This is a genomic window from Planococcus citreus (genome assembly GCF_003664125.1).
Classification (GTDB): Bacteria; Bacillota; Bacilli; order Bacillales_A; family Planococcaceae; genus Planococcus; species Planococcus citreus.
On record NZ_RCCP01000007.1, the window covers coordinates 35,478 to 49,456 of the forward strand.

The 13,979-nt window shown below is 50.1% G+C and carries 15 protein-coding genes and 1 riboswitch; of the genes, 7 read left to right on the plus strand and 8 right to left on the minus strand.

What is annotated here, in order from left to right; translation table 11 throughout:
* Positions 1–55: 55 nt before the first annotated feature.
* The 4 genes from DFR62_RS15735 to DFR62_RS15745 all read left to right on the plus strand — a co-directional run bounded on the left by DFR62_RS15735 (position 56) and on the right by DFR62_RS15745 (position 3,252).
* The gene (locus DFR62_RS15735) at positions 56–1,288 is read left to right on the plus strand and encodes an aminopeptidase (RefSeq protein ID WP_121301229.1); all 1,233 of its coding nucleotides are present in this window, start codon (positions 56–58) and stop codon (positions 1,286–1,288) included.
* Between the two features lie 84 nt (positions 1,289–1,372).
* The gene (locus DFR62_RS17445) at positions 1,373–1,513 is read left to right on the plus strand and encodes a hypothetical protein (RefSeq protein WP_167358028.1); all 141 of its coding nucleotides are present in this window, start codon (positions 1,373–1,375) and stop codon (positions 1,511–1,513) included.
* A 128-nt stretch (positions 1,514–1,641) separates the two neighbouring features.
* Positions 1,642–2,649 carry a rod-share determining protein MreBH gene (gene mreBH / locus DFR62_RS15740; protein WP_058381370.1) on the plus strand — a complete coding sequence of 336 codons (1,008 nt, stop codon included), beginning with the start codon at positions 1,642–1,644 and terminating at the stop codon, positions 2,647–2,649.
* Between the two features lie 30 nt (positions 2,650–2,679).
* Positions 2,680–3,252, plus strand: a complete 573-nt coding sequence (locus DFR62_RS15745) for a beta-class carbonic anhydrase (RefSeq protein WP_058381371.1) — start codon at positions 2,680–2,682, stop codon at positions 3,250–3,252.
* A gap of 277 nt (positions 3,253–3,529) precedes the next feature.
* Here DFR62_RS15745 and DFR62_RS15750 read toward each other — a convergent pair whose 3' ends face one another.
* The 3 genes from DFR62_RS15750 to DFR62_RS15760 all read right to left on the minus strand — a co-directional run bounded on the left by DFR62_RS15750 (position 3,530) and on the right by DFR62_RS15760 (position 6,441).
* Positions 3,530–4,012, minus strand: coding sequence for a DinB family protein (locus tag DFR62_RS15750; protein WP_121301230.1), 483 nt, complete (start codon positions 4,010–4,012; stop codon positions 3,530–3,532).
* Positions 4,013–4,091: 79 nt separating this feature from the next.
* Positions 4,092–4,640, minus strand: coding sequence for a GNAT family N-acetyltransferase (locus DFR62_RS15755; protein WP_121301231.1), 549 nt, complete (start codon positions 4,638–4,640; stop codon positions 4,092–4,094).
* A gap of 1 nt (position 4,641) precedes the next feature.
* The gene (locus DFR62_RS15760; protein ID WP_121301232.1) at positions 4,642–6,441 is read right to left on the minus strand and encodes a M3 family oligoendopeptidase; all 1,800 of its coding nucleotides are present in this window, start codon (positions 6,439–6,441) and stop codon (positions 4,642–4,644) included.
* A 186-nt stretch (positions 6,442–6,627) separates the two neighbouring features.
* Between DFR62_RS15760 and DFR62_RS15765 the strand changes: the two genes are divergently transcribed.
* Positions 6,628–7,368, plus strand: coding sequence for a tryptophan-rich sensory protein (locus DFR62_RS15765; protein ID WP_121301233.1), 741 nt, complete (start codon positions 6,628–6,630; stop codon positions 7,366–7,368).
* A gap of 45 nt (positions 7,369–7,413) precedes the next feature.
* On the opposite strand, the gene map is transcribed toward DFR62_RS15765, so the two are convergent.
* Together map and thiT are read right to left on the minus strand one after the other, a co-directional pair.
* Positions 7,414–8,166 (minus strand): type I methionyl aminopeptidase, encoded by a 753-nt coding sequence (gene map / locus DFR62_RS15770; protein WP_121301234.1) that lies wholly within the window; start codon positions 8,164–8,166, stop codon positions 7,414–7,416.
* 160 nt (positions 8,167–8,326) lie between these two features.
* Positions 8,327–8,902, minus strand: coding sequence for an energy-coupled thiamine transporter ThiT (gene thiT / locus DFR62_RS15775; protein ID WP_121301235.1), 576 nt, complete (start codon positions 8,900–8,902; stop codon positions 8,327–8,329).
* 98 nt (positions 8,903–9,000) lie between these two features.
* Positions 9,001–9,100, minus strand: a riboswitch (TPP riboswitch).
* A 139-nt stretch (positions 9,101–9,239) separates the two neighbouring features.
* On the opposite strand from thiT, the gene DFR62_RS15780 reads away from it, so the two are divergent.
* Positions 9,240–10,322, plus strand: coding sequence for a M20 family metallopeptidase (locus DFR62_RS15780; protein ID WP_121301236.1), 1,083 nt, complete (start codon positions 9,240–9,242; stop codon positions 10,320–10,322).
* A gap of 64 nt (positions 10,323–10,386) precedes the next feature.
* Positions 10,387–10,536, plus strand: coding sequence for a hypothetical protein (locus tag DFR62_RS17450; RefSeq protein ID WP_167456542.1), 150 nt, complete (start codon positions 10,387–10,389; stop codon positions 10,534–10,536).
* Between the two features lie 61 nt (positions 10,537–10,597).
* Here the strand turns inward: DFR62_RS17450 and DFR62_RS15785 are convergent, their stop codons facing one another.
* Genes DFR62_RS15785 through DFR62_RS15795 form a run of 3 tightly spaced genes read right to left on the minus strand, consistent with a single transcriptional unit; the run spans position 10,598 to position 13,923 of the window.
* Entirely contained in the window at positions 10,598–11,530 is a 933-nt protein-coding gene (locus DFR62_RS15785) for an SGNH/GDSL hydrolase family protein (protein ID WP_121301237.1), read from the minus strand.
* 12 nt (positions 11,531–11,542) lie between these two features.
* The gene (locus tag DFR62_RS15790; protein WP_121301238.1) at positions 11,543–12,766 is read right to left on the minus strand and encodes an aminopeptidase; all 1,224 of its coding nucleotides are present in this window, start codon (positions 12,764–12,766) and stop codon (positions 11,543–11,545) included.
* Positions 12,766–13,923 carry a DEAD/DEAH box helicase gene (locus DFR62_RS15795; RefSeq protein ID WP_121301239.1) on the minus strand — a complete coding sequence of 386 codons (1,158 nt, stop codon included), beginning with the start codon at positions 13,921–13,923 and terminating at the stop codon, positions 12,766–12,768. Before DFR62_RS15795 ends, DFR62_RS15790 begins: the two co-directional genes overlap by 1 nt.
* Between the last annotated feature and the right edge of the window lie 56 nt (positions 13,924–13,979).

Here is a 13,979-nt window from a genome sequence, read left to right on the forward strand (position 1 = left end):
CGCTGTGCGTTTGAATATTGCTACTATAGAGAGGATGAGAGGAGTGTTTTTGGAAATGACTACATTTGATGAAAAGTTATCCCGCTATGCTGAATTGGCGGTAAAGGTAGGCGTCAATATCCAGCCTGACCAAACATTGTATATTGCAGCTTCCATAGATGCAGCACCGTTTGTCCGCTTGATTGTCAAGAAAGCTTATGAAGAAGGCGCGAGACAAGTATTCGTGGATTGGAGCGACGATGTGATTTCCCGCACGCGCTTTGAGAAAGCACCGGAAGATTCTTTTGCCGAATTCCCGGAATGGAAAGTCCAGGAGCGCGAGCAATTGGCCGAACAAGGCGCTGCGTTCATCAGCGTCGTTTCGCAAAGCCCGGACCTGCTTAAAGGCATCGATTCCAAACGCATTTCTGCGTCCCAGAAAGCGACCGGCCAAGCGCTAAATAAATACCGCCAATACGTCCAATCCGATAAAATCAGCTGGTGCGTCCTAGCAGCACCGTCTGCACAATGGGCGAACAAAGTGTTCCCGGACCTCCCGGAAAACGAGCAAGTAGAAGCGCTCTGGGAAGCGATTTTCAAGGCTGTCCGTGCAGATACTAAAGACCCGATCGAAGCTTGGCTCGAGCATGACCGCACGCTCCACACCAAAGCCGATTATTTGAACGACAAGAAATACGCCAAGCTTCATTACCAGGCACCTGGCACCGACCTCGAAGTCGCGCTGCCAAAAGGTCATCTATGGGCAGGCGCTGGTTCAGTCAATGAAAAAGGACATACTTTCATGGCCAATATGCCGACAGAAGAAGTGTTTACAGTGCCGCATAAAGACGATGTCAACGGCTTCGTCTCCAGCACCAAGCCACTCAGCTACGGCGGCAATATCATCGACGGCTTTAAAATCACGTTCGAAGGCGGGCGCATCACCGATGTCACGGCCGAACAAGGCGAAGAAGTGCTCAAGGAATTGGTCGCCACGGACGAAGGCTCCCACCGCCTCGGCGAAGTGGCATTAGTGCCTCACCAATCGCCAATTTCGGATTCCGGCATCTTGTTCTTCAATACTTTATTCGATGAAAATGCGTCCAACCACTTCGCGATCGGCAGCGCCTATGCGTTCTGCCTAGAAGGCGGCAAGACGATGTCAGCGGATGAATTGAAGGAACACGGCTTGAACCAAAGCATCACCCATGTCGATTTCATGGTCGGGTCTGCTGATATGGACATCGACGGCATTTTGGAAGACGGCACGCGCGAACCGATCTTCCGAGGCGGCAACTGGGCATTTTAAAGGTCGATAATTCGACACTTAATTTTCCATGCGTTTTCATGTATACTGAATAGGATTATTACAGTTTAGAGAGGGGTTATCACTATGCTATACGGTATTACTGCTGTCCTCGGATTTATGGCTGTGATCTTCATGTTCTTCTTCACACTGCTTCATTTCCTTGGCAAAGAGCTTCATAGCCATGATGCAGAGCATATCGATCCGCTTCCGAAAGAGCGTCATTAAGTAAAAAAGCTCTGCCTCGCATATGCGGGGCAGGGCTTTTTTCTGTTTCTCCTCCCTCTATCACATCTCACAGAAAAGTGATAAAATTTGAATAAGCAGTGTTTATACCGATTAGGAGGAATTCATCCATGTTTTCTGCAACGGATATCGGGATCGATCTCGGTACCGCCAATATTCTCGTCTATACAAAATCAAAAGGCGTCATCTTGAATGAACCATCGATCGTCGCCCTGGATGCCCGCAGCGGCGCTGTCATTGCCATCGGAACCGAAGCGAAAGCGATGCTCGGCAAAGCGCCCGATTCCATCCGCATCGTGCGCCCGATGAAAGAAGGCGTCATCGCAGATTTTGACGTGACCCGCGAGCTCTTGAAGCTGGTCATGCAAAAAGCGGCAAAACAGCTCGGCGGCTCTCTCAGGAAGCCAAAAGTCATGGTCTGCACGCCGTCCGGTGCCACCGCTGTCGAACGACGCGCCATCCATGATGCTGTCAAACAAAGCGGTGCAAAATCCGTGCACCTGATCGAAGAAACAGTTGCCGCAGCAATCGGCGCTGACTTGCCGATTACGGAACCTGTCGCTTCGGTCATCGTCGATATTGGAGGAGGCACGACAGAAGTCGCCATCATTTCATTTGGCGGCGTGGTGTCTTCCAATACGATCAAGATCGCAGGCGACCGGATGGATGAAGACATCATCCAATACGTCCGCAAGCATTATAATTTATTGATCGGCGAGAAAACGGCTGAAACGATCAAAAAAGAAATTGGCTATGCGCCAATCCCTCACGAACCGAAAAAGATGAATATCCGCGGCCGTGACGTATTGAGCGGATTGCCGAAAACGATTGAATTGAGTTCTGACGAAATGCAAAAAGCGCTCAGCGAGTCTTTGTCAGCCATTTTGGAATGCATCCGCGCCACGCTGGAAAATTGCCCCGCTGAATTGTCGGGCGACATGGTCGACCAGGGTGTCGTCATTTCTGGCGGCGGCGCCTTGTTGAAAGGCTTGCAGGAATGGCTGGCGCAAGAAATTTCCGTACCGGTCCATATCGCGCCGGACCCGTTGGAATCCGTCGCGATTGGCACTGGCCGGTCGCTCGGAATGATCGACCAGCTCGAGAAAATGTCGCGTTAAATCCCAAACCACCATCAAGGAGGAAAAACGATGTCTTTATTGAATGAGATTTTGGATTACAACGAAAAATTTGTAGAAGAAAAACACTATGAGGAATTCATCACCACCAATCTCCCGGATAAGCGGATCGTCATCTTGACTTGCATGGATACCCGCCTGCTTGAACTATTGCCAAAAGCGATGAACTTCAAGAACGGTGACGTGAAAATCGTCAAAAGTGCCGGTGCTGTCATCAACCATCCGTTTGGCGGCATCATGCGCAGCTTGTTCGTGGCAGTATACGAATTGAATGCCGACGAGATTTATATTATCGGGCACCACGACTGCGGTATGGCCAAAGTGAAACCGGAAGGCATCATCGAAAAGATGAAAGCCCGCGGCGTTGAAGAGAGTACGATCGAACAGATGAAATTCTCAGGTGTCAACCTCGACGAATGGCTGCAAGGCTTCGACAACGTAACGGATAGCGTGCGCCACAGCGTCGACATGGTCCGCCATCACCCATTGATGGATAAAACGGTTCCCGTCCACGGTCTTGTCATCGACCCTAAAACCGGAAAACTCGATGTCGTCATCGACGGCAATAAAGACGAAAACCGCTGAGAAATCTCAGCGGTTTTTTTCAGAGTGTTGAAGAAGTCTATTAATCTATTACGAATTAGAATGGAATCTTTTTTTCTACATTCAAAAATCAATGATTTCTCTAAGTATTTGGAGAAGCGTTCGCTCGACTCCAGTGGATCAGCGAGACGACCGAGACCCCGCAAGGCGCGAAGCGACTGAGGAGGCTTGGGCGCGAGCCCACGGAAAGCGAGCGATAAGCTTCGGAAAATACGATTTCTTACCTTTCTCGACAGCCTGCGAAAACCGCTGAGAAATCTCAGCGGTTTTCTTTTTGGAAATAAATATAATCGAGCGGGATTCCGGCTTTGCCGAATTGGCGCAATAAGGAAGTGATCTGCCCGCGGTGGTAGCTCGCGTGGTTGACGACGGTGAAAAGCATTTCTTCGCGGCTGTGGCGGAAGTCGTCGCCTTTCATATTGCGGTAATCCAGCTCTTCTTGCCAGCTTTCTTCTGATAGTGAGGCGAAATACAATTCCATCTCCGCATGAAGCAAGAGCAAGGCATTTTTCGCTTTCTCGATCGTGTCGACATCGAAATGTTCAAATTCCGGGCTCTTGACCCCATTCATCCGCTTGAACCACATCTTTTCGACGCCAATGACATGGGCGACCGTTTCACGAATCGATGGAAATGAATTTTCACCTGTTTTTGTGTAATACTCTTCGCCTGAGTCTTCCACCAATTGCAGTACCTTTTGGCTGGCCCATTGGTGATAGGCAAATAATTTCTGGGGATCCATATAGCACCCTCTCCCTTCATTATCTTTCAAACCATCTCCGCATATCCTTCCACCATCTCAGATAGGCGGCCTTGCCCTTTCAAAAATCCTGTTCGAGCAATGCGTAATAATAATGGTCTTTCCATTCCCCATTGATGAACAGGAATTGCTTGAGCAAGCCTTCTTTTTCAAATCCCGCTTTTTCGAGCACGCGCAGCGAGCCGATGTTATCCGGGGCAACGTACGCTTCCACGCGGTGGAGGCGCAATTGCTCAAATCCGAAAGCCGTGATCAAGCGGACGGCTTCACTCGCAATGCCGCGGCCGATAAACTCTTCGTCCATCGAGTAGCCGACCAAAGCGCTGAGGAACGGCAAGCGCTTGATGCTGTATATGGAAATATGGCCAATCAGCTGATTGTTGTCGTGTGAGAAAATCCCAAAACTGTATTCCCGGTTTTCTCTCGCTTGGTAGATCGATTCACGGATTTTCTCGCGCTGTACGGCGATCGTGAAATAACTATCGCGATGCCTCGGCTCATAAATCGCCCAATAATCGCGGTTTTTCACCAGGATCCGCACCATGTCTTCAGCATCTTCTACGGTGAGTGTGCGCAGATAACACGTTTTCCCTTCAAAAAGCAGATTCATCTTATCCCTCTTCTGCAGTCAATTTGATGAATTCCTCAACATCTTTTGTACACAAGGCAATGCCTTTTTCCCAGAACCCTTTTTCGGTGATATCTTCTCCGAGATGCTTCATCGCCAATTGTTCAGTACTCATAACCGCCGTATCCCGGAGCAAGGCCATATATTTCTCTTCGAACCCTTGTCCCTCTTCGAGCGCTTTCGCGTACACGCTGAGCGAGAACAAGTAACCGAATGTATACGGGAAATTATAGAACGGCACATCGGTGATATAGAAATGCAATTTCGATGCCCAGAAATGTGGATGCCCTTCCGATAAACTGCCGGCAAACGCTTCCTCTTGGGCCTGTTCCATCAATTCGTTCAAGCGGCTTGCCGGAACTACGCCATTCTTGCGTTCTTCATAGAATCTGGTCTCGAACAGGAAGCGGGCATGGATGTTCATGAAAAATGCCACACTGCGCTGAATCTTGTCTTCCAGCAACGAGATTTTCTCTTCTTTGGTCACAGCGTTCTTGACCGCTGCGTCCGCTACGATCATTTCTGCGAATGTCGACGCCGTTTCGGCGACGTTCATCGCATAGCTGCGGTTCAAGTCATGCATCGGTTGCAGTGCATGCGTATGGAAGGCATGCCCCAATTCGTGGGCCAATGTCGCGACATTGGACATCGATCCGCTATAGGTCATGAAGATGCGCGATTCGCCGCTTTTCGGAAGCGATGTGCAAAAGCCCCCCGGCATCTTATGCGCGCGGTCTTCCGCTTCCACCCAGCCGTTTTCCAGCGCGTGGCGGGAGAATTTCTCCAATTCCGGGCCGAATTTCCCGAAATGGCGGATGATGAACTCCGACCCTTGTTCGTAGTCGAACGACTGGGAGTTTTCCACGACCGGCGCGTCGACATCGTACCAGGCGAGCTTTTCTTTACCGAGCAGTTGCGCCTTGCGCGCCAAGTAATCCGCAAATGGCTGTTTATGTTCGCTGATGGCTTGCCACATGACGTCCAAGGTTTCCTGTTTCATGCGGTTCATCTGCAACGGCTCTTCTAGCACATTGTCGACGCCGCGTTTTTTATACATTTGCAGCCGGAATCCTGCGAGTGAGTTCAAGGTTTTGGCAAACAGTTCTTCTTTTTCGCCCCATGCCGCTTCCAGCTTGTCATAAGCTTCCTTCCGTACGCTTGCATCCTGGTGGGAGCTTAAATTATTCGCCTGCCCAACCGACAAAGTCTTGTCTTCACCGTCAACATCCACTTGGACCGATACGGAAGCGATCAGCAAATCGTATAATTCGCTCCACGCGTGATAACCATCGATGCCGAGCGATGTAATGAGCCCTTCCTCTTGTTCAGATAATAGCCGTTGTGCTTCTTTGCGCCATTCGTCCAAGACGAAGGCAAATTCCTGCAAGTCTTCAGTCGAAAGCAGCTCTGACCAGACATTCGGGTCCGTCTCCATTAGGACCTGCTTGAATTTCAAGAAAGCACTTTGGAAACGCGACCGTAGCAATGCGTGTTCACTTTGCAGCAATGCCGCTTTTTTGTCTTCGGTGTTTTGCGCCATCAAGCAGCCGATAAACGCCCCGGCTTGGCGGAGGTCTACCGATACATCACTCGTCTGTTCCAAGAACGCCGCTACTAGCTGCGCGTCGGCTGTTCGGTTTGGCACATCAAATGTAGCAGCAGCTTGTTCAAAATCGGCCAGTTTATTGCCTGTTGCCTCCAGATGCGTTCTCAATTCAGCTGAATCGCTTCCCCCTGAAAATAAGCTATCGAGCTCCCAGACTTCCGGATATGTATTCGTCATCTTTTTTCCCCCTGCAGTCACGAATTTTCAAAATACATTAATAAGTATAACATCTCCCTTCACGGAACGGGAACGGCGACTGCCTGGTACATTTCACGATATCGCCATTTTTCAAAAACTTCCTGCACTTTCTTGTTGGTCGTGCGGGCTGGCGAGTTTATACTGATATTTGAGGAGGGATTTCATATGATTCGCGTACTGCTGATGACGTTGGCATTTATCGCCGTCGTCACCATGAATGCCTTGGCGAATATACTGCCGATCAACGGTCAGACTACCGGTGAAATCTCCGACCGTGTGCCGGTCCTCTTTACGCCGGCCGGTTATGCATTTTCCATCTGGTCCGTTATATATATTTTATTGGCTATCTGGATCATCGGCTTTTGGCTGCGCTTGAAAAAAGGAGTGCACCCTTCAGCAAAAGTGTCATTGTATTTCATCTTGAGCGCTGTTTTCAATATCGCCTGGCTGCTTTGCTGGCATTATGAGTTCTTTATTTGGTCGATCGCTGCAATGATTGCCTATCTATTGTCGCTGATCGCTTTGTACTTGGAATACGGAAACGGCGAACGGGGCTTTACGGAACGTTTGCCGGTCTCTGTCAATCTGGGCTGGATTAGTGTCGCGACCATCGCCAATATTAGCTATGTCCTGACTTTCTACAGCTGGGGCGGCTGGGGGCTGAGCGATCAATTATGGACGGTCATCATGCTGACCGTGGCGACCGCATTGGCGCTTCATATACGTTTCCATCATTCGGATATCCCGCTGACTTTGGTCTTCATCTGGGCGTTCGTCGCGATTGCTGTACGCCACGGCATGGATGAACTATTGGTCAGCACGGCAGCTTTATTCCTAAGCGGCGTCTTACTGACCGGTATCTTGTTGATTAAGAAGAAGCCGGCAAAAACAGGTATGACGCCATAAAAAAACAACCATCAGCTGATGGTTGTTTTTTTATATTTGTTGATTTTATTTTTCGAGTTTTGTCAGCAAAATCGGCTCGCCTTTTGTGACGAGTACGGTATGTTCAATCTGTGCGACGAGCGATTGGTCCGGCGTGATAAAGGTCCAGCCGTCCCCTGATTCGATGATATGCTCAGCCTTTTGGGAAATAAACGGCTCGACTGCAAGCACCATGCCTTCTTTCAAGATCGTCGTTTCCCACGCATCGTAATAATTAAGGATATATTGCGGTGCTTCGTGAAGCGATTTCCCAACTCCGTGCCCTGTCAGGTTCTTGATGACAAACAAGCCTTGGTCTTTCGCTTCGCGTTCGACTGCCTTGCCGATCTGGTTCAGTTTGGCGCCGGCTTTCACTTTCATCATGGCGCGTTCGAATGCGGATTCCGCGGCTTGGCAAAGCTTTTCTTTTGCTTCGTGCCCTTCTCCGACCACAAATGAAATGCCGGTATCCGCGAAATAATCGCAGTATGATCCAGACACGTCAATATTGACGATATCGCCGTCGTTGATGACACGCTTACCTGGAATCCCGTGCGCCACTTCTTCGTTGACGCTGATGCATGTATAGCCCGGGAAATCATATTCCGATTTCGGGGCAGAGACGCCGCCCCATTCTTTGAACAGGCGTCCGCCCAGTTCATCGAGTTCTTTCGTCGTTATGCCGGGCTTCACGGCCGCTTTCATCGTTTCGCGGATTTCCGCCACCATTTGTCCGGCTTTTTTCAAACCTTCAATATCTTTTTCATTAGTCGCTATCATACTGACCCTTCTTTCAAACTATTCTATTTGAGCATTATAACATAGAATAAGCCGCTCTCGCCTCTCCTACCGTTCATTCAACTCCCATAAATACCCAAACTTAGTATGATTAATAGATCTATCCAACAAAAAAAGCCGCCTATCGATAAGGCGGCTTTCATCATGAATCCGGCTGCGTCAAACGCGGCGCTGTAATGAACAACAAAGAGCACACAATCGCTGCGACGATCGCAACGGGAATCATATAGGTAGCGTTATAGACTGCTGAATAGACGAAGACATTGCCTTCCGCAAACATGCCGAAGAATAGGATCCCCGTAATGACATGGATCACATAACGGAGAAATGACCCGATCAATACGCCAAGTGCGACCATGGCAATGACTTTTCCGGTCTTTCTCGCACGCACGGCTTCCAAGTAACGGCCGCGCATCATACCGGCCAAACCGACGACGCCATATGCCAGCAAATAATCCAAAATGACTTGCATGACCACAAAGCCGAACGACAGCGGCGCTACCGAGATAAAGCCCGTGACAATCTGCAGCAAGCCGACTAAAAGCCCCGTGATGACACCCGCTCCGACGCCCCTGCGGAATGCCATCAGCACGATCGGGATCATGACCAGGCTGACCGATCCCCCCTGCGGCATGCGAAAGGCGATAAAATCCAATACAAAGCCGAGAGCTGCAAAAATTGCAATTTCGACCATTAACAATACACGTTTATTCCTCATTCAAACTGCCTCCTTTTGGATTTGCACATCACCAGAAGGGCCGTTTTTAAAAAACCATATAAAAAACGGCGCCAGGACAGATCCTGGCGCCGCTTGGGCCGGTTTTCCATCCACATCCCTGCGCAAGTGTTAACTTACAGGTTCGAAGGGTAAGAACTTACTCGTTCACTCTCAGCCAAAGCTCCCCTTGTGGTGTATACAATTATTCCGCTATTATGTGTATTGTACACAACGCATACTTGGCTTGCAAGGCCGTTTCAGCCAAACGGATTAGGGTAGATAGAAACTAGCAAACTTTGTGGAAGGTGGTGGAGGCAGTTTGAAAACTGCCGGATCAATGATTGATTTATTGAAGGATTTGATCAAGATCGAAAGCGATACGAAAGAAGGAGCGAACGAAGCGCTGATGTTCTGCTCTGCCTGGCTCAAGGCGAAAGGCGAAGAAGTCGAAGTACACGATAACGACGGCTACCTCATGCTGACAGCAGCTAAAGGGCAAGGCGCCGAAAAGATCATCTGGAACGGCCATGTCGACGTCGTGCCCGGGCATAAAGAGCAATTTTCCCCAATCGAAGAAGGCGACAAACTATATGGCCGCGGGTCGGCAGACATGAAAGCCGGGGTTGCTGCGATGATGCAGGCATTTGTCGAACTCGACGCTTCTGCATTGCCGCGTGAAGTGCATTTGCACATTGTCACCGATGAAGAGATTGGCGGACGCAATACTTCGAAATGGCTCGTCGACCAAGGCCATTACGGCGACTTCGTCATTTGCGGTGAACCGACCCATTTGAAGATCGGCTTGCAATCGAAAGGCATCCTGAGAATGGATTTGACATTCAAAGGCAAACCGGCTCACGGATCGCGCCCATGGGAAGGCATTAACGCCATCGAATCGGCGATGAAATTCCATGCCGGCATGAACGATTTGCCGTTCCGCAAAGAATCAACGGAATACTATGAGCAGCCTTCCGTCAACTTGCCGATTATCAATGCAGGCGATCGTTATAATGTAGTGCCTGAAATCTGTAAGATGTCCTACGATATCCGCTTCATGCCGGGACAGGACAAGGACGAGATCGTCCGCCAGATGGAACAGCTGGCCAACACGCTCGATGTCGATATGGAATACAAGGCGAGCGGTTCGACCCCTGCCTTGACGACGACGGACGACCATCCATACATCCAGACCTTGATGAAGGCCGTCGAATCAACGCTATCGGAACAGCCGGTATTGTTCGGCCAGCACGGTGCTGCCGACACCCGTTATTACGCCGAGAAAATTGGCGGGCAAGGCGCCATCGAATTCGGGCCGAGCGGAGACGACTGGCATGGCAACGCGGAATACGTCTCCATTTCAAGTGTCCATTCCTATAAGGATATTCTGATCGCACACGCCAATGCCCCAACAGAGGTTTAAAAAAGGCTGAAATCGGGAAAACTCTACTAAACCTCAATACGAAAAAATGAATGGAGCGATAAATATGGCTATTGGAAGACTTGTCAGATCTGCGATTAAATACGGGCCGATTGCATACCCGATCATCCGTAAAGTGATGAACAACCGCAAGAAGAACAATGCAAACAATGAAAACGATGCACGTAACCGCAGCGACTCACGAAAAAGCCGCTGAACAATAAAAGGCCGGAGAAAATGATTCATTTTCTCCGGCCTTTTTATATTGCTTAAGCTTTTTAAATGAGCGGCAATGCCTGGCGAATCGCTAAATAATCCAGATCCTTGCCTTCAGAAGGCTTGGTGGCAGAATCGTCACTTGAAACATCTTCCGAATCGGCCTCTTCTTCATCCGCTTCACCTGACGGCTCTTCCTGTTCTTGCATTTGCTGGATTTCTTCGAACGTTACAGGCGCCGGTTCCGGAAGTTCTGCATCTTCCACTTCAAACCCTTCGCCGTATTGCTCGAAGAATGCGTTCGCCATCTCCTGATAGCCATCTACGTTCGGATGGACGTCTCCGGAATTCGGGACGAGTTCCACGGCATCCTCACCGAAACGGTCGGCTACATCGACAAATGTCGCGCCCGCCTGTTCTGCTTCCTGCTTGAGGATGTCGTTTAATTGCTCCAATTGCCCAGCCGTGCCTTGTTTTTGACTGTCACGGGCATGCGGGTAAGCAAAATAATAGCCCATTACATAGATATCCGCTGACGGCGCAAGCTCTTCCAGTTCAGAAAGAATCGTTTCGACATTTTCACGCGCCGCATTCAGTGCGTAATCCGCTTGGATCTCTTCAAAGCTCAACGCCCCTTCAGCGGCATTCGCTTGCACGAGGCGCAGCAAATCATTCGCTCCGGCAGACACCGTGATAATGTTCGCTTGGCCAAGCAGCTCTTTTGCTTCATCCGACTCGATGCTTTCCAGGACATCTCCTGTGGTGAATCCAGGGAAAGCCAAGTCTTTTGAATAGAACGCCAGCGGCTGGTTGCGCGTCAATTCCTGCGCAATCAAATCCGAATAACCGCTGTCGATTGACCGGTTCGGCGTCTGGCCTGCCGCCAGTGAATCGCCGATCGCCACATAAGCGGCAGGAATTTGCGGCTCCGCAGATGCCGTATTCCCTGCTATTAGCAATAGCCCAGCTGCTGCCGCACTCATTGTCTTTTTCATGTGCTCACCTCGTTAGAATGCCCAATTTCCTTTTCGGAAAATCGCTTCGGTCTTGCCGTCTTCTGTAATGCCGTCGATGTCCATCTCGCTCGAGCCGATCATGAAATCTTCATGGACAATCGATGTATTCAATCCGTAATCCTTTAATTGATCGCGTTCCAAGTCTTTTCCGCCTTCGAGGCAAGTCGGGTAGGAATCGCCGATTGCCAAATGATTCGATGCATTTTCATCGAACAAGGTGTTGTAGAACAAAATGCCGGAAGCCGATATCGGCGATTCCACCGGCACAAGCGCCACTTCCCCGAGATATGCTGCGCCTTCGTCGGCTGAAAGCAATTCATCCAATAGTTCCTGGCCGATTTCTGCTTGAGCTTTTGTAATACGGCCGTTTTCGAAGCGCAACGTGAAGCCATCGATGATATTGCCTTGGTAAACGAGCGGCTTCGTATTGCGCACGGTGCCTTCAACTTCCAGTTTGGCCGGCACGGTATATACTTCTTCAGTCGGCATATTGGCGATGAACGGCACATGGTCCGGTGTGCGGGAAGCGCCGCTCATCCAAATATGGCCATCTGGCAAGCCGATCGTCAAATCGGTTCCTGGCGCACGGTAATGCAATTTCCGGTAGCGCCGTTCGTTCAATGCGGCCGCCCGCCGTTCCAGGTTGGCGATATGTTCCTGCCACAACGCGACTGCGTCACCGTCTCCGATGCGCACGGTCTGGAAAATCGCTTGCCACAGAGCGGCCATTTGATCCTCTTCGTCCGGGAACACTTTTTGCGCCCATTTTTCAGAGGGGATCGCAACGATCGACCAAGCGATCTTATCGGATCCGACAGCCTGGCGATAGCGTTCCAATGCTTTTCCAGCGGATTTTTGCGCATCGCTTAAGCGTTTTGCAGGAATGCCTGTAAGCAAATCCGGGTCTTCCGCATCGATCCACAAGAATGCACCTTTATGGTCGATGATGGCGTCGCGCTGTTTGACGACCCAATCCGGAAATTCGTGAAACGCGGCGTCCGGTGCCAATTCGTAATGCGTCCGTATAACTGACGGGTCCGTGAACGCGACATGGACTTGCTTAGCCCCTGCTTCGTAGGCTTTCTCGACGACCAAACGCGTGAATTCCACGGTATCCGTCGTCGTCGCAATTAATAGCTCCTGCCCCGGTTGGACATTGACGCCGACACGGACAGTCAATTCCGCATATTGCGCTAACTTGTCCTGAAAGCTCATCATTTTTTCCCCTTTGCTGTCATGGTTTTGCTATTGCCTTCCACCAATTCGCCGCCATGCATGATTTTCTGCACCGGCTTATTCGGCAATTCTTTCGTCAATTTCTTATAATGCTTTTCATCGGCATAAGCCAGAAGCGTCAATACTTCCCCATCAGCCCCTGCGCGCCCGGTTCTGCCGGAACGGTGCAAATATTGCTCGACTGTCATCGGTGCATCGACATGGATGACATGCGTCAATTGGTCGATATCAAGCCCGCGCGCTGCCACTTCGGTTGCGATCAATACCGCCGTGTCGCCTTTGCGGAAATCGTCCAATGCTTTCTTGCGTTCTTCTTTTTTCATTTCGGAATGCAAAGTCGCGATTTTGGCGTCGCGGAATTTCAATTTGCTTTCCTTCATCAACACTTGGTCGAGATTGTTGACGAATGCAAGTGCTTTTACGCCTGTCATATGCGACAGGCTGCGAAGCAAGTCGGTCTTGTCGCGTTCATCGACTTTAATGAACGAATGCGTCACTTTTCCTTGTTTCGGCAACTGTTCAGCCGATACTTGCAATCTTGTCGGCTGCTTCATCAGGCGCTCTGCCACCAATTCGATTTCCTCTGTAATGGTCGCCGATACCAACACGAGCTGGCGATCCTGCTGCGTTCTTTCAATGAGGTCCTTCATGATGCCGCGGTGTTCCCGTGCCATCAATTGGTCGCCTTCATCAAGAACCATGATGCGTACCTCGTGCATTTTGAGTTTCTTGGTCTTGACCAATTCATTCAAGCGCCCCGGGGTGCCGACGACAATCGTCGGTTTTTTCTTCAACTTGTCCAATTGGCGCTGAATATTCGCGCCGCCGATCAACGGCGTAACAGTGACATCCGTCCCCGTTGTCCATTCACGCAAGACGTTGACGATTTGCATCGCGAGCTCTTGTGACGGCGCAATGATCATCGCTTGTGTATTCGGTTTTTTCGGATCGACGCGTTCCAAGATCGGCAACAGGTAAGCCAGCGTTTTTCCCGAGCCGGTCGGAGATTCCGCTACGATGTCGTTTCCTGCGAGCATTTCCGGAATCATCTGTTCCTGGATCGGCATCGCTTCGGTAAAGCCGGTTTGTTTCCATTTATCCTGCCAGACAGGACTTAGTTCTTCTATAAAATTCATGTGTCATTCCACCTTCTTTTCGATGCCTTAAGTGTACCATATCCGGCTCTTTGCCG

Bases quoted from the DNA above. Each gene is read 5' to 3' on its own strand.
- DFR62_RS15735 (WP_121301229.1), top strand. From the start codon at position 56: ATGACTACATTTGATGAAAAGTTATCCCGCTATGCTGAATTGGCGGTA.
- DFR62_RS17445 (WP_167358028.1), top strand. From the start codon at position 1,373: ATGCTATACGGTATTACTGCTGTCCTCGGATTTATGGCTGTGATCTTC.
- mreBH (WP_058381370.1), top strand. From the start codon at position 1,642: ATGTTTTCTGCAACGGATATCGGGATCGATCTCGGTACCGCCAATATT.
- DFR62_RS15745 (WP_058381371.1), top strand. From the start codon at position 2,680: ATGTCTTTATTGAATGAGATTTTGGATTACAACGAAAAATTTGTAGAA.
- DFR62_RS15750 (WP_121301230.1), bottom strand. From the start codon at position 4,012: ATGGATCCCCAGAAATTATTTGCCTATCACCAATGGGCCAGCCAAAAG.
- DFR62_RS15755 (WP_121301231.1), bottom strand. From the start codon at position 4,640: ATGAATCTGCTTTTTGAAGGGAAAACGTGTTATCTGCGCACACTCACC.
- DFR62_RS15760 (WP_121301232.1), bottom strand. From the start codon at position 6,441: ATGACGAATACATATCCGGAAGTCTGGGAGCTCGATAGCTTATTTTCA.
- DFR62_RS15765 (WP_121301233.1), top strand. From the start codon at position 6,628: ATGATTCGCGTACTGCTGATGACGTTGGCATTTATCGCCGTCGTCACC.
- map (WP_121301234.1), bottom strand. From the start codon at position 8,166: ATGATAGCGACTAATGAAAAAGATATTGAAGGTTTGAAAAAAGCCGGA.
- thiT (WP_121301235.1), bottom strand. From the start codon at position 8,902: ATGAGGAATAAACGTGTATTGTTAATGGTCGAAATTGCAATTTTTGCA.
- DFR62_RS15780 (WP_121301236.1), top strand. From the start codon at position 9,240: ATGATTGATTTATTGAAGGATTTGATCAAGATCGAAAGCGATACGAAA.
- DFR62_RS17450 (WP_167456542.1), top strand. From the start codon at position 10,387: ATGGCTATTGGAAGACTTGTCAGATCTGCGATTAAATACGGGCCGATT.
- DFR62_RS15785 (WP_121301237.1), bottom strand. From the start codon at position 11,530: ATGAAAAAGACAATGAGTGCGGCAGCAGCTGGGCTATTGCTAATAGCA.
- DFR62_RS15790 (WP_121301238.1), bottom strand. From the start codon at position 12,766: ATGAGCTTTCAGGACAAGTTAGCGCAATATGCGGAATTGACTGTCCGT.
- DFR62_RS15795 (WP_121301239.1), bottom strand. From the start codon at position 13,923: ATGAATTTTATAGAAGAACTAAGTCCTGTCTGGCAGGATAAATGGAAA.